General features: G+C 70.9%; 12 protein-coding genes. 3 read left to right on the forward strand and 9 right to left on the reverse strand.

Annotated features, from left to right (window positions below; translation table 11 throughout):
- Positions 1-23: 23 nt before the first annotated feature.
- From IE142_RS22195 to IE142_RS22205, 3 genes are all read right to left on the reverse strand, one after another.
- The gene (locus IE142_RS22195) at positions 24-593 is read right to left on the reverse strand and encodes a helix-turn-helix domain-containing protein (RefSeq protein WP_043374896.1); all 570 of its coding nucleotides are present in this window, start codon (positions 591-593) and stop codon (positions 24-26) included.
- A gap of 432 nt (positions 594-1,025) precedes the next feature.
- The gene (locus IE142_RS22200; protein WP_191887371.1) at positions 1,026-3,641 is read right to left on the reverse strand and encodes an ABC transporter permease/substrate binding protein; all 2,616 of its coding nucleotides are present in this window, start codon (positions 3,639-3,641) and stop codon (positions 1,026-1,028) included.
- Positions 3,634-4,722: a quaternary amine ABC transporter ATP-binding protein gene (locus tag IE142_RS22205; protein WP_191887372.1), complete on the reverse strand. Its 1,089-nt coding sequence runs from the start codon at positions 4,720-4,722 to the stop codon at positions 3,634-3,636. The genes IE142_RS22200 and IE142_RS22205 overlap by 8 nt, the downstream gene beginning before the upstream one ends.
- Positions 4,723-4,963: 241 nt before the next feature.
- Between IE142_RS22205 and IE142_RS22210 the strand changes: the two genes are divergently transcribed.
- Together IE142_RS22210 and IE142_RS22215 are read left to right on the forward strand one after the other, a co-directional pair.
- Positions 4,964-5,869 carry a 5'-3' exonuclease gene (locus IE142_RS22210; protein ID WP_191887499.1) on the forward strand — a complete coding sequence of 302 codons (906 nt, stop codon included), beginning with the start codon at positions 4,964-4,966 and terminating at the stop codon, positions 5,867-5,869.
- A gap of 183 nt (positions 5,870-6,052) precedes the next feature.
- The gene (locus IE142_RS22215) at positions 6,053-6,898 is read left to right on the forward strand and encodes a siderophore-interacting protein (RefSeq protein WP_191887373.1); all 846 of its coding nucleotides are present in this window, start codon (positions 6,053-6,055) and stop codon (positions 6,896-6,898) included.
- Positions 6,899-6,931: 33 nt separating this feature from the next.
- On the opposite strand, the gene IE142_RS22220 is transcribed toward IE142_RS22215, so the two are convergent.
- Positions 6,932-7,513: a GNAT family N-acetyltransferase gene (locus tag IE142_RS22220; protein WP_043374884.1), complete on the reverse strand. Its 582-nt coding sequence runs from the start codon at positions 7,511-7,513 to the stop codon at positions 6,932-6,934.
- 167 nt (positions 7,514-7,680) lie between these two features.
- Here IE142_RS22220 and IE142_RS22225 point away from each other — a divergent pair, with 167 nt between their 5' ends.
- Complete coding sequence (locus tag IE142_RS22225; RefSeq protein WP_191887374.1) at positions 7,681-8,661, forward strand: RluA family pseudouridine synthase; 981 nt, start codon at positions 7,681-7,683, stop codon at positions 8,659-8,661.
- Here the strand turns inward: IE142_RS22225 and IE142_RS22230 are convergent.
- The 5 genes from IE142_RS22230 to IE142_RS22250 are packed head-to-tail and all read right to left on the reverse strand — an operon-like array spanning position 8,655 to position 13,241.
- Positions 8,655-10,151, reverse strand: a complete 1,497-nt coding sequence (locus IE142_RS22230) for a cytochrome P450 (RefSeq protein WP_191887375.1) — start codon at positions 10,149-10,151, stop codon at positions 8,655-8,657. The two genes, IE142_RS22225 and IE142_RS22230, sit on opposite strands and share 7 nt — an antisense overlap.
- Positions 10,152-10,206: 55 nt before the next feature.
- Positions 10,207-10,827 carry a GTP-binding protein gene (locus IE142_RS22235; RefSeq protein WP_191887376.1) on the reverse strand — a complete coding sequence of 207 codons (621 nt, stop codon included), beginning with the start codon at positions 10,825-10,827 and terminating at the stop codon, positions 10,207-10,209.
- The gene (locus IE142_RS22240) at positions 10,808-11,221 is read right to left on the reverse strand and encodes a DUF742 domain-containing protein (protein WP_191887377.1); all 414 of its coding nucleotides are present in this window, start codon (positions 11,219-11,221) and stop codon (positions 10,808-10,810) included. The genes IE142_RS22235 and IE142_RS22240 overlap by 20 nt, the downstream gene beginning before the upstream one ends.
- A complete protein-coding gene (locus tag IE142_RS22245; protein WP_370466402.1) occupies positions 11,218-11,595 on the reverse strand; it encodes a roadblock/LC7 domain-containing protein in 378 nt (125 codons plus the stop codon). The genes IE142_RS22240 and IE142_RS22245 overlap by 4 nt, the downstream gene beginning before the upstream one ends.
- A 26-nt stretch (positions 11,596-11,621) precedes the next feature.
- A complete protein-coding gene (locus tag IE142_RS22250; RefSeq protein ID WP_191887378.1) occupies positions 11,622-13,241 on the reverse strand; it encodes a sensor histidine kinase in 1,620 nt (539 codons plus the stop codon).
- Between the last annotated feature and the right edge of the window lie 168 nt (positions 13,242-13,409).

The following is a 13,409-nucleotide window of genomic DNA, read 5'->3' on the forward strand; positions in this document are numbered from 1 at the left end:
GCGCGTTCCTTCCGGCGTCGCCTTCACCGGCGGGGCCCTCCGCGCACCGCCTCGATGTGCTCGGCGACGGCGACCACGATCAGCCGGGTGTCGGGCACCGTGGCCCGCCAGCGGTGCCGCACCCCGCCGGTCAGGTACAGCGTGTCGCCGCGTCCGAGCCGGTAGGCGCGGCCCTCGGCCTCGATCTCCACGGCGCCTTCGGCGACGAACATCAACTGGTCGTTGCGGTACTGCAGTTCACGGCCCGCGTCGTGGTCGCCGGTGAACTCCGAGGCGTGCATCTGGTGGTGTCCGCGCACCAGCGAACGCACCTTGGGCGCCAGCTCGGGGTCGGGGTCCTCGGCCCGGACCACGTCCACGCTGCACGCGGGGTCGGCGGCGGCCAGCAGTTCGACGGCGGTGGTGCGCAGCGCGTCGGCCACCTTCTCCAGGGAGCTCCGACTGGGCCGCGCCCGGTCGTTCTCGATCTGGCTCAGGAAGGGCACGGACAGGCCGCTGCGCTCGGAGACTACGGCGAGGGTGAGTTCCAGGGACCGGCGCCGCCGCCGTACGGCCGCGCCCACTCGCAGCTGCTGATCTTTGTGGTCGCCCATCGCTCCGGCTCCCTCCTTCACCCGTCGTCGTACCGTCGCGGTGCCCGGGTGCGGGCGCCGTCTCCCTGATGAGTTCTCTGCACCCTACGCATGTTCGGCAAACCGTTTCATGCGGCCGTCACGTCGACGTCACGGTGCGGTGGCCGCGACCTCACGTTTCTCGCCATCCCTCGGGCCTCCCGTCCGCCCTGCCGGAAGCCTTACCGGTTCAAGGCCCGGACGGTCCCGCATGTTCCCGCCAGCCTCTCCCTGCCCCGGTGAAGTGAGGCTCGGGCGGTCGGTTGGCGCTCCGTGGTTGACCGAATCCTTACCGTGTCCCGGCCGCACGTCAAAGGGGTGGGCCCGGGACGCGTCTTCGCAGCGAAGCGTGTCCCGGGCCCACCCTCGGGGCGGCCGGCACGGGCAGGCCGCACCGGTGCCGTCACGGTCGTACTACTGAGGGGTCATCCGGCCGACCATGCCCGGGTGCTCCTCGAGCCAGGCGGCCACGGCTTCCTCCTCGTGCCCCTGGCCGCGGTCCTTGATCTCCGCCTCCAGGGTGCCGAGCTCGTCCTCGCTCATGCGGAAGTTCTTGATCCACTCGGTGAGCTGCGGGTACTGCTCGGGGAACGCCTTGCTGGAGATGGTGTGGATCGTGTTGTTCGCACCGAAGGACTTCTTCGGGTCCTTCAGCTTGGTCAGCTCGTACTCGCTGTACGCCCAGTGCGGGGACCAGAGCGTGACCGCGATCGGCTCCTTCTTGGCCAGCGCGCGCTTGAGCTCGGCCAGCATCGCCGGCGTGGAGCCGTCGACGACCTCGTACTCGTCCTGAAGGCCGTAGGCCGGCATGACGTCGTTCTTGACCAGCTGCATCTGACCGGTGCCGGGCTCGATGCCGATGATCTTGCCGTCGAAGAGGTCGGCCTTGCCCTTGAGGTCCGCGAGGGACTTGACGTCCTTCACGTACGAGGGCACGGCGATCTCCAGTGAGGTCGGCTCGTACCAGGTGCCCAGGTCGGTGAGGTTGTTCTTGTGCTTGTCCCAGTAGTTCTTCTGCGCGTGGGGCAGCCAGGCGTCGAAGTTGAGGTCCAGGTCGCCGGTGGCCAGGCCGGTGTAGACCGGGCCGACGTCCATCTGCTTCAGGTTCAGCTTGTAGCCGCGCCGCTCCAGGACGTTCTTCCACAGGTAGGTGACGGCGACGTCCTCCTCCCACGGGAACCAGGCGACGTCCAGCGGACGCTTGGCCTCGGCCGGGGTGGCGCCGGAGCCGCCCTCGACCGGGGCGAGCTTGTCGACGACTCCCGGGTTGGCCTTCAGCCAGGTGCGCACGGCCTCCTGCTGCTTGCCCTTGCCGGACTTGTTGATCTCGGCCTCGAGGCTGGTGAGCTGCTTCTCGGTGAGCTTGAAGTCCTTCATCCACCGGGCGGCGGTGGGATCGTCGGCGGCGAAGCCCTTGCGGGACAGCAGGTGCACGCCGTCGCCCTCGCCCCAGGCGCCCTTGGGGTCCTTCAGCTTCTTCAGGTCGTAGTCGTTGTACGCCCAGTGCGGGGACCAGAGCGTGACGACGATGGGCTCCTTCTTGCTCATCGCCCGCTTCAGCTCGGCCAGCATCGCCGGGGTGGAGCTGTCGACGACCTTGTACTCGTCCTGAAGGCCGTACGCGCCCATGACCTTGCTCTTCAGCAGTGCCATCTCACCGGCGCTGGACTCGATGCCGGTGATCCTGCCGTTGAAGAGGTCGGCCTTGCCCTTGAGGTCCGCCAGCGTGTTGACGTCCTTCATGTAGGCGGGGACGGTCAGCTCCAGGGACGTCTCGTCGTACCAGGAGCCGAGGTCGTCGAGCCGGTCGCCGTACTTCTTCCAGTACTGCTCGTGGGTGGTGGGCAGCCAGGAGTTGGTGACGACGTCGATGTCGCCCTGCGCCAGGGAGGTGTAGAGCGGCCCGGCGTCGAACTGCTTGGCCTCCGCCTCGTAGCCGCGCTGTTCGAGGATCTCCTTCCACAGGAACGTCGAGGCGACGCCCTCGTCCCAGGGGACGTAGCCGAGGGTGATCTTCTTGCCCTGGCCGACGTTCTTGCCGTCGGCGACGCTCTCGGTGTCGCCGGAGCCGCCGAACATGCCCATGCCGCCGGCCACGAGGGCCAGGATCACGACGCCGATGACGGCGACCTGCGGGCGGGGCCGGTAGGACCAGATCTTCAGGCCGCCCGTGCTGCGGGCCTTGGCGGCGGCGCGGCGGCCGAGCGGCGAGACCTGGGTCCCCAGGGCGCTGGTCATGCGGTCCAGGTAGATCGCGAGGATCACGATGGCGACACCGGACTCGGAGCCGAGTCCGACGTTCAGCTGGCCGATGGCCTCGTTGACGTCGCCGCCGAGGCCGCCGGTGCCGACCATGCCGGCGATCGCGGCCATGGACAGGCCGAGCATGATGACCTGGTTGACGCCCGCCATCACCGTCGGCAGGGCCAGCGGGAGCTGGACGCGCAGCAGGGTGTTGCGGGGGGAGGTGCCGAAGGCCTCGGCGGCCTCGACCAGTTCCTTGTCGACCTGGCGGATGCCCAGCTCGGTCATGCGCACGCCCGGGGCGAGCGCGAAGATCAGGGTGGCGACGATGCCCGCGGAGGCACCCGTGCCGAAGAACAGGATCGCCGGGATGAGGTAGATCATCGCGGGCAGCGTCTGCATGAAGTCCAGCACGGGCCGGACGATGCCGCTGACCCGGTCGGAGCGGGCCGCCCAGATGCCGACGGGCACCGCGACGACCAGCGCGATGATGGTCGCGACGAGCACCAGCGCCAGGGTGATCATCGCGTTCTCCCACAGCTCCATGGAGACGATGAACGCGAATCCGAGGAAGGTGAGAACACCGGCGAGCGTGCCGCGCAGCCAGAAGGCGATGACCGCGAAGATACCGACGAGGAGCAGCGGTTCGGGCGCCTGGAGGACGGCGTTGATGCCGTCGTAGGTGCCGGTGAAGACGGTCTTGAGGAAGTCGAAGAGCCACGCGACGTGGTCGAGCAGCCAGTCGACGGCCTCGTTGACCCAGTCGCCGAGCGGAATCCTAGGCACGGCTCATCACCTTCTCGCCCCCCTTGTCGCGCGGGGAGTCGCAGGTACCGGCCTCGCCCCGCTCGTCGCCCAGGAAGCCGATGAGGCGGCGTGAGGGGACCACGCCCACGAGGTCGCCGTCACCGTCGAGCACCGCGACGGGGTGGGGTACGCGCGTACTGATCGCGCACAGCTCGGTGAACGGGGTGGCGGGCGTGGCCGTCTCGCAGGCGCAGTCGGCCTCGTCGCCGCGCAGTTCCGTCTCCATGACGGCACCGGCGGTGAGCACGCGGGAGCGGTCGACGTCCTGGGTGAAGGAGGCGACGTACTCGTTGGCGGGACGTATGAGGATGTCCTGCGCGGTGCCTATCTGCACGATCCGGCCGTCCCGCATGACGGCGATGCGGTCGCCCAGGCGCATGGCCTCGTTGAGGTCGTGGGTGATGAAGACGATGGTCTTCTTCAGGGTCTTCTGCAGTTCGATCAGCTGATCCTGCATGTCGCGGCGGATCAGCGGGTCGAGGGCGCTGAAGGACTCGTCCATCAGCAGCAGGTCGGCGTCGGTGGCGAGCGCACGGGCCAGGCCCACGCGCTGCTGCATACCACCGGACAGCTCGTCCGGCCAGGACTTCTCCCAGCCGGCCAGGCCGCACAGGGCGAGCGCCTCGTCGGCGCGGCGTTCGCGCTCGGCGCGGGGCACGCCCTGCACTTCGAGACCGTAGGCAGCGTTGTCACGGACGCTGCGGTGCGGGAAGAGCGCGAAGTGCTGGAAGACCATGCTGATCTTCCGGGAGCGGACCTCGCGCAGCCGGCGCCCGCTGATCTCGGTGAGATCCTCACCACCGAATCGGACGTGCCCGGCGGTCGGCTCCAGCAGACCGTTGAGCATGCGCAGCAGCGTGGACTTGCCGGACCCGGACAGCCCCATGACCACGAAGATCTCGCCGGGCTCCACGGTGAAGGACGCGTCGATGACGGCGGCCGTGGTGCCGCCGGCGTGCAGTTCCTTCCGGTCGGTTCCCTGGCGCAGTCGTTCGACAGCCTGGTCCTGTTTTCTGCCGAAGACCTTGTACAGGTTCTCGGCCTCTAGCCTCGCTGACACGCTTACCTCTTGGATCGGGGGCAGGGACAGGGGCGTGAGAACTCGCTCATGCGCAGACTCGTCGAGCGAGGGATCGTCGATTCGAAGACTCGCTAACAGTTGAATGCATCAACCAGCTTCGGCCCGGCTGCGCGCCTGCCCCGATCCTTACGGGGCAAACATTTTAGTGATCCAGTTCACACACCCTCCCTCACTCGCCCACCTTCGCTGCGGCATGATGCGAGGCGTGACCGGACGACTGATGCTTCTCGACACCGCCTCTCTCTACTTCCGCGCCTACTTCGGCGTGCCGGACTCCGTGAAGGCCCCCGACGGCACACCCGTGAACGCCGTGCGCGGACTCCTCGACTTCATCGACCGCCTGGTGAAGGACCACCGGCCCGACCACCTGGTCGCCTGCATGGACGCCGACTGGCGACCGCGGTGGCGGGTGGAACTGATCCCCACCTACAAGGCGCACCGCGTCGCCGAGGAGCAGGCGTCGGGCCCCGACACCGAGGAGGTCCCCAACACCCTCTCGCCGCAGGTCCCGGTCATCGAGGCCGTCCTCGACGCGCTCGGCATCGCCCGCGTCGGCGTCCCGGAGTACGAGGCGGACGACGTGATCGGCACCTACACCGCGCGGGCTGCGGGCCCCGTCGACATCGTCACCGGCGACCGGGACCTCTACCAGCTCGTGGACGACGCGCGGGGCGTGCGCGTGCTGTACCCCCTCAAGGGCGTCGGCACCCTCGCCCTCACCGACGAGGCCGCGCTGCGGGAGAAGTACGGCGTCGACGGGCGCGGGTACGCCGATCTGGCGCTGCTGCGGGGCGACCCGAGCGACGGCCTGCCGGGCGTGGCGGGCATCGGCGAGAAGACGGCGGCCAAACTGCTCGCCGAGTTCGGGGACCTCGCCGGGATCCAGGCCGCCGTCCACGACCCCCGGGCGAAGCTCACGCCCTCGCAGCGCAAGCGCCTGACCGAGGCCGAGCCGTACCTCGCGGTCGCCCCGAAGGTGGTCCGGGTCGCCGACGACGTCCCGCTGCCGGACGTCGACACCGCGCTGCCGCGCGCGCCGCGCGACGCCGCGGCACTGGACGGGCTGGCGGCGCGCTGGGGGCTGGGCCGGTCCCTCCAGCGGCTGCTGGCGACACTCTCCGCCTGAGCGGTGCCGTACGGGGCGGGCGGAGCCGTGCGCGGTGAATCGGAGTCCCGAGCAGGGGAAGCCGTACCTTGCGTGCGGGTGGGGCCCTGAGACCGTCACACGTGACGCGACAGCCGGGACAGGGATGCTAACTTAGGTAAACCTAACTCAGGGAGCCCTCACGCAGGGAGCAGGGAGGCCGTCATGGCAGACCGTCCGGGACGCAAGCCGCGCAAGCCGCACACCGCGCAGGTCGTGCGCACCGAGCGGCTCACCCCGCACATGCAGCGTGTGGTGCTCGGCGGCGAGGCCCTCTCCGCCTTCTCCGCGGACACCTGCACCGATCACTACGTGAAGCTGCTGTTCCCGCCGGAGGGCGTGACCTATCCGGAGTCCTTCGACATGGAACGCATCCGTGAGGAGTTCCCGCGCGAGCAGTGGCCGGTGACCCGGACGTACACGGTGCGCCATTGGGACGCCGAGCACCGCGAGCTGGCGCTGGACTTCGTGATCCACGGCGACGAGGGGCTGGCCGGGCCCTGGGCGAAGCGCGTCCGGCCGGGCGAGACCGTTCGTTTCCTGGGCCCTGGCGGCGCCTACGCCCCCGATCCCACCGCCGACTGGCACCTGCTCGCCGGTGACGAGAGCGCGCTGCCGGCGATCGCCCGGTCCCTGGAGGCGCTGCCCGACGGCGCCCGCGCCTTCGCCTTCATAGAGGTGGACGGGGAACAGGAGGAGCAGAAGATCGACTCCGACGTGGAGGTGGTCTGGCTGCACCGCGGCGACCGTCCGGTGGGCCAGGCCCTGGTCGAGGCCGTGCGCGGCCTGGACTTCCCCGAGGGCCGGGTGCACGCCTTCGTGCACGGCGAGGCCGCCTGCGTGAAGGAGCTGCGCAGGTTCCTGCGGGTGGAGCGGGAGATTCCGCGCGAGGACCTCTCCATCTCCGGCTACTGGCGCCTGGGCCACAACGAGGACGGCTGGCAGGCGTCGAAGCCGGAGTGGAACGCCCGCATCGAGGCGGAGCAGGAGGGCACGGCCTCGGCGGCGTAGCGCCCCGGTGGCACCGGCGCCCGCCTCCCCCACTCAGTCGCCGCGCACCCGCGCGTGCAGGTGCATGTCGTGCCAGCCGTCGGCGTGCAACAGGGCACTGCGCTTGGTGCCCTCCAGGGCGAAGCCAGCCTTGGCGGCGACCCGGCAGGAGGCCTCGTTGGCCACGGCGTGGGACAGTTCCAGGCGCTGGAAGCCGATGTCGTCCAGCGCCCAGCGGGCCAGAGCCTCGGTGGCGCGGGCGGCGACGCCCCGGCCGCGGGCCGCCGCCGTGGTCCAGTAGGCGACCTCGGCCACCCCGTCGCCCAGCAGCACCTGCCGCAGCGCGACCCGGCCGAGCAGCCAGTCGTCGGCCGCGTCGGCGACGGCCCACTGGACGTTCCGCTCCTGCTGCCAGCCCCGCTGCCACTCGGCGATCCAGCCGCGCACCTCCTCCTCGGAATGGGCGGCGCGGAGGTGCCACTGGTGCATCACCGGGTCCTGGAAGGCGGCGTGGACGGCGGGCGCGTCCTCGGCCCGCCACGGGCGCAGCAGCAAGCCGTCGCCGGTGGGGAGCGTCGGCTGCGGGGCACGGGAGAGGGTGCCGGCGGGCAGGACGGGACTCGTCAGGTAGGGCATGGGCGCATCCTGCCAACGGGTCCGGCCGACGGCCCAGCGGATTTTTGGGCGCACCCAGCGGACTCCGGAGCGGGCCCACCGGACTCCGGAGCGGGCCAACCGGATCCCCGGCACTTGGGTACACCGGATCCCCGGCCCCGGCCCGCCGCCTCGTACCCTGGCAGGCGATGAGACGCCGCTCCTCTCCCCCGCCCTCACCCCTCCCCCAGCGCGACGGGGTCGACGCGGTGCGGCTCCGCCTGCCCCCGGACGGGCCGTGGTCCACGGTGCGGGAGCACCTGACGGAGCGGCTGTCCGGCGCGGGCCCCGGCGTCGTCGACGGCATGTTCGAGGCGGGGTCGTTCGTGGGGGCTGACGGGCGGCCGGTGCCGGGGGACGCTCCGTTCGAGTCCGGGATGTTCCTCTGGTTCCACCGGGAGCTGCCCGCCGAGGTGCCGGTGCCCTTCCCGTTGGAGACGGTGTACCGCGACGAGCACATCGTCGTCGTCGACAAGCCGCACTTCCTGGCCACCACCCCGCGCGGCGGGCACGTCACCGAGACCGCGCTCGCCCGGCTCCGCCGCGAGCTGGGCATCCCGTCGCTCGGCGCCGCGCACCGCCTGGACCGGCTCACCGCGGGACTGCTGCTGTTCACGGTGCGCCCCGAGGAACGCGGCGCGTACCAGTGCCTGTTCCGCGATCGGCTGGTGCACAAGGCGTACGAGGCCGTCGCCCCGTACGACCCCGCGCTCGCCCTGCCCCGGACCGTACGCAGCCGAATCCTGAAGGAACGCGGCGTCCTGGCCGCCCGGGAGGTCGAGGGCGAGCCGAACGCCGTGAGCCGCGTCGAGCTGATCGAGCACCGCCCCGGCCCCGGGCCCGCTCTGGGCCGGTACCGGCTCGTGCCCCGCACCGGACAGACCCACCAACTGCGCGTCCACATGAACGCGCTCGGCCTGCCGATCCTCGGCGACCCCCTCTACCCCGTGGCCGCCCCGCCCGTGCCGCCCGGCGACTTCCGGCGCCCGCTGCAACTGCTGGCACGGGAACTGGCGTTCACCGATCCGATCACGGGGCACGATCATCTGTTCCGCAGCACCCGGTGCCTGGAAGCCTGGACGGCGTACGCCGACTGGGCGGCGCACGCCGACGGGCCGGGCCGTCAGTAGCCGCGCCACCAGAGCAGGAAGCGCTGCCAGGCGCCGCGCGGACGGGGATGTTGCGGTTCGGGCCCCGGCTGGGGCCGCCCGGCCGTGAACGACACGGGCTCCGGCGGGTGCGCGGGCGCCTTCGGTTCCGGGCGCTCCTCCGGGCGCGGGATGCCGACGTGCCAGGCCGTGCGCTGTGCCGGGGCCGGGGCGTGGCTCGGCTGCTGCCTGATGTCCTGCTGCGCCTTGGGCTCGAACCGCACGGGCAGCTCCACCAGGTGCCGGGACGCGATCGACGAGCGCCACCTCAGCTCGTCCTCGTCGCAGGCGAGCTGCACGTCGGGCAGCCGCATCAGCAGGGCGTCGATGCCCGCGTCGGCGATGGCCCGCCCGATGTCCTGACCCGGACACTCGTGCGGGCCGCCGCCGAAGGCGAGGTGGGCGCGGTTGCCCTGCATGCTCGCGTCCAGGTCGGGACGGATGCGCGGGTCGACGTTGCCGGGCGCGATGCCGAGCAGCAGCCCGTCGCCCGCGCGGATGCGCTGACCGCCCAGTTCGGTGTCCTGCTTGGCGAAGTAGGCGAAGACGGTGCTGAACGGCGGCTCGTCCCACAGGGACTGCTCGACCGCCTCGTACACCGGCATCTGACCACCGTTGAGCTGGGCGCGGAAGCCCGGGTGGGTGAGCACCACGCGCAGTACGTTGGCGATGAGGTTGACGGTCGCCTCGTAGGCGGCCAGGAGCACCACCCGCAGGTGTTCCCTGACCTCGTCGTCGGTGAGTCCGGCCGGGTGGGTGACGAGCCGGCCGGCGATGTCGTCCTCGGGGCGGGCCCGGCGCTCGGCGGCGAGCCTGCCCAGGGCCTCCATGAGGTAGGCGTGGCTGGCGATCGCGGTCTCGGTGCCCTTGAGCGTGTCCCGTGCCGCCTCCACCATCCGGTCGCTGTACGCGTCCGGCATGCCGAGGAGGTGGCACATCACGCCCATCGGCAGGTGCTCGGCGAACTGGCCGACGAGGTCGGCGCGGCCCTCCTCGCAGAACCGGTTGACGAGGCGCTGGGTGTACCTCTTGATGTGGCGGCGCAGCTCCCGGTAGTCGATGTCGGCCATGGCACTGGTGACGGCGCCGCGCAGCCGCTTGTGCTCCTCGCCCTCGGCGTGGGAGCAGATGGGCTGCCAGGCGATGTGCGGCATCAGCGGGTGGTCGGGCTTGACCACGCCCTCGTTGAGCGGGGTCCAGATTCTGCTGTCGCGGCAGAACTGGGCGGGTGTGCTCACCATGTGCAGGTTCTCGGCGTGGCCGAGGACCACCCACATCGGTACGTCGTCGTGGAGCAGCGCCGGTGCCACCGGCCCGTGCTGCTCGCGCAGCTTCTCGTACAGCTCGTCCAGGTCGTCGGCCTCGTGCAGCCGGTGCAGTCCGCCCGGTCCGAGGCCGTGCGCGGGGCAGCCGGGTGGTGGTTCGAGCAGGGGGTCGCCCGTTCCGGTGGGGGCGTGGCGTTCAGGCGTCACAGTGTCGCTCCGCAACAGAGGTGTGGGTAGGGAGGGGTCGGCGGGCCTCGCCGGTTCAGGTGAGCGCGCCCTTCATGGCGAGGGAGTGCAGGAAGCGCATCAGGGTCAGCAGGACGTCCCGGCTGGAGGCGCGGCGCCGTACGTCGCAGTCGAGGATGGGGATCTCCTCGGGCAGGTCGAGCGCGGTCCGGAGCTCGGACACGGCGTAGCGGGGCGCGTCGGGGAAGGAGTTGACGGCGACGACGAAGGGAACGCCGCGCTCCTCCAGCCGTCCCATGACGTCGAAGCTGACCTCGAGGCGGCGGGTGTCGACGAGGACGACCGCGCCGAGGGCGCCCTCGAACAGCCCGTTCCACAGGAACCAGAACCTTTCCTGACCGGGCGTGCCGAAGAGGTAGAGGACCAGTTCGTCGGTGATGCTGATGCGGCCGAAGTCCATGGCCACCGTGGTGGCGGTCTTGGAGGCGGAACCGTAGTTGTCGTCGACCCCGATGCCCGCCTGGGTCATCGTCTCCTCGGTGGTCAGCGGTCTGATCTCGCTGACCGAGCCGACCATGGTGGTCTTGCCGACCCCGAAGCCGCCCACGATGACGATCTTCACTGCGGCCTCGGCCGTGTGCGGCAGCCGGTCCTCGGTGCGCGGGCCCGGGATCGTGTCAGAGTTTTTGAAGTCCATGCATCACCGCTTCGAGGAGGTTTCGGTCGGCGACCGTCTTGCGGACGATCGGGGCGCGGGCCTGCACCAGATCCCTCGCCAGCAGGTCGGTGAGCAACACGGTCACCACGCTGAACGGCAGGCTCAGGTAGGCCGACAGTTCGGCCGCGGACAGGGGCGCCACGCACAGCCGCAGCAGGGCCGCCTCTTCCGGGGTGGCGGACACCGGCGGCTCGGTGCGGGCCACGATCAGCGTCACCAGGTCGATGTCGGCGCGATCGCCGGCTCCTTCCCCGCCGATGACGAACAGCCGCTCGGGATTGTGGTTCTCGCCTTCCTTGGCCGTGCCGGAGGCGGGTAACGGGGCCGGGTTCCCCTGCCCGGGGGATCGCCGCTGGCGCTGGGGAGGCGTCATACGGTCTGCCCGTTGCGCCTGGCGGGACTGGTCAGGTGGGGTCCGATCCGGGCGACCAGGTCGGCCATGCTGAGACCCATCCGGCCGGGCTCGCAGCGGACGTCGGAGAGGACGGCGAGGTAGGCGTTGGGGCCGGCGGCCATCAGGTAGAAGTAGCCGCCGTTCATCTCGATCAGGACCATCTTCATGTCGCCGTCGCTGGTCGGGATCTCCTGGGCGACCGCGCCCGCGAGGCTCTGCAGACCCGCGCAGGCGGCGGCGACCCGGTCGGCGGCGTCCGGATCACCGGAGTAGCGGGCGATGCGCAGGCCGTCGGCGGACAGCACCACGATCATCTCGATGCCCGGGACCCCGTCGTAGAGATCCTTGAGCATCCAGTCGAACTTGCCTTGTTGCTCGATCACTTGAGGTTCCCCTCGTCGTCGGCCGGGGCGTGGGCCGGCTCACTGCTGGTGGACTGCTGGTGGGCCTGGGTGATGCCCGGGTGCTGCTTGAGGCCCTCCCAGAAGGCGCCGATCCAGTGCCCCGGCGGGAGTTCCTCGGTCTTCTCGGGTTCGGGTTCCGGGGCGGGCGCCGGAATTCCGTTGCGGGCCCGCTCGGCGGCCAGGCGGGCCTCGCGCTCGGCGTCCTCGCGCTCCCACTTGGCCTGTTCGGCCAGGCGCTGGCTGAGCGGCATCTTGACCCGGCTGCGGCGCTGCGGAAGCCCGCCCGCCGTCCACTCGGTGACCTCCGGGACGTCGTCCTCCAGCAGGACGCCTGCCGGGATGCGGGGGCTGGTGGGGCGGCGCTTCTTGGGCCGGCGCTCGGGGCCGGGGAGGGCGTCCGGGCCGGGGGTGGGGATGGAGGTGGCGCCGATGCCGTGGGCGAGACCGACGCCGGGTTCGGTCGTCATCATCTTGCTGGGCACGATGAGGATGGCCCGGACGCCGCCGTACGCGGAGGCGCGCAGCGAGACGTCCATGCCGAACTGCGTGCACAGCCGGCCGACGACGGACAGGCCCAGGCGCGGGTGCTGGGCGAGGTCCTGTACGTCGGTGCCGCGCTTGGCGTCCTCCAGCAGTCCCTCGATGCGGGCCCGGGACTCCTCGCTGAGGCTGACACCCGCGTCCTCGATCTCGATGCAGACGCCGCTCTGCACTTCGGTCGCGGTGACGTGCACCTTGGCGCCGGGCGGCGAGTAGCGGGTGGCGTTGTCGAGGAGTTCGGCGGCGGCGTGGATGACCGGCTCGACCGCGGTGCCCTTGATGTTGACCTTGGCGATGGAGGCGAGGTTGATCCGGCCGTACTGCAGGATCCGGGACATGGCGCCGCGCAGCACGCTGTAGAGGGCGACCGGTTCGGGCCACTGGCGGCCGGGGCGGCCGCCGCCGATGACGGAGATCGAGTCGGCGAGGCGGCCGATCAGCGCGGTGCCGTGGTCGATGCGCAGCAGGTCGTCGAAGACCTCGGGGTTGCGCCCGTGGTCCTCCTCCATCTCGCGGAGTTCCTTGTTCTGCTGGTGGACGATCGCCTGGACCCGGCGGGCGATGTCGACGAAGGAACGCTCGGCGGACTCGCGCATGGAGTCCTGGTGGTCGACGATGTCGCACACCATGCGGATCAGCTTGCGCTGGGGCTCGCCGAGTTCGGTGTAGGAGGGGTCGACCTCGCCGAGGCGGCGCATCACCTCACGGGGGGTGCTGCCCGAACGCATGAAGTCCAGCACGTTGGGGATGACTTCGCTCCCGAGCCGGACCATCTCGTCGTAGTGGCTCGCGGCCCGGCGTTCCAGGTACGCGTTGTGACGGGCGTGCTCCTCGCGCATCACCCGCATCGCACGGCCGCGGCGCACGAGTTCGACGCCCGCGAGGACCACCAGCAGCGTGGCGAGGGCGCCGCACAGGCCGACGGCGAGCCGGGCCGGTTCCGTCACGAGGGCGACGGCGGCCCCGGTGGCCGCGGCCATCAGTATGGCCGGCAGCAACAGCGTGCGCGCGTAGGGAAGTTCGCGGCGCCCTGGAGGGGAATCAACACTCACCATGTAGGCCCTCTGAAACGAATCGGCGGGGATGGGGAAGCTTGCAGCGGGGTATCTCTGGGAGTTGTCGGGACCTTCGGCGCTATTGGGAACAAGCGCGCGATTCCACCTCAACTCGGTGCGCTGCGGGCGAGCTTAGTCCGAGCGGATCATCGCCGTGTCATATTCAGC

Origin of the sequence: Streptomyces mutabilis, from assembly GCF_014649815.1 — a bacterium.
In the GTDB taxonomy this organism is placed as follows: domain Bacteria; phylum Actinomycetota; class Actinomycetes; order Streptomycetales; family Streptomycetaceae; genus Streptomyces; species Streptomyces mutabilis.

Excerpts from the sequence above, each read along its gene's own strand:
- IE142_RS22195 (WP_043374896.1), bottom strand. The coding sequence starts at position 593 with ATGGGCGACCACAAAGATCAGCAGCTGCGAGTGGGCGCGGCCGTACGG.
- IE142_RS22210 (WP_191887499.1), top strand. The coding sequence starts at position 4,964 with ATGCTTCTCGACACCGCCTCTCTCTACTTCCGCGCCTACTTCGGCGTG.
- IE142_RS22215 (WP_191887373.1), top strand. The coding sequence starts at position 6,053 with ATGGCAGACCGTCCGGGACGCAAGCCGCGCAAGCCGCACACCGCGCAG.
- IE142_RS22220 (WP_043374884.1), bottom strand. The coding sequence starts at position 7,513 with ATGCCCTACCTGACGAGTCCCGTCCTGCCCGCCGGCACCCTCTCCCGT.
- IE142_RS22225 (WP_191887374.1), top strand. The coding sequence starts at position 7,681 with ATGAGACGCCGCTCCTCTCCCCCGCCCTCACCCCTCCCCCAGCGCGAC.
- IE142_RS22235 (WP_191887376.1), bottom strand. The coding sequence starts at position 10,827 with ATGGACTTCAAAAACTCTGACACGATCCCGGGCCCGCGCACCGAGGAC.
- IE142_RS22240 (WP_191887377.1), bottom strand. The coding sequence starts at position 11,221 with ATGACGCCTCCCCAGCGCCAGCGGCGATCCCCCGGGCAGGGGAACCCG.
- IE142_RS22245 (WP_370466402.1), bottom strand. The coding sequence starts at position 11,595 with ATGCTCAAGGATCTCTACGACGGGGTCCCGGGCATCGAGATGATCGTG.
- IE142_RS22250 (WP_191887378.1), bottom strand. The coding sequence starts at position 13,241 with ATGGTGAGTGTTGATTCCCCTCCAGGGCGCCGCGAACTTCCCTACGCG.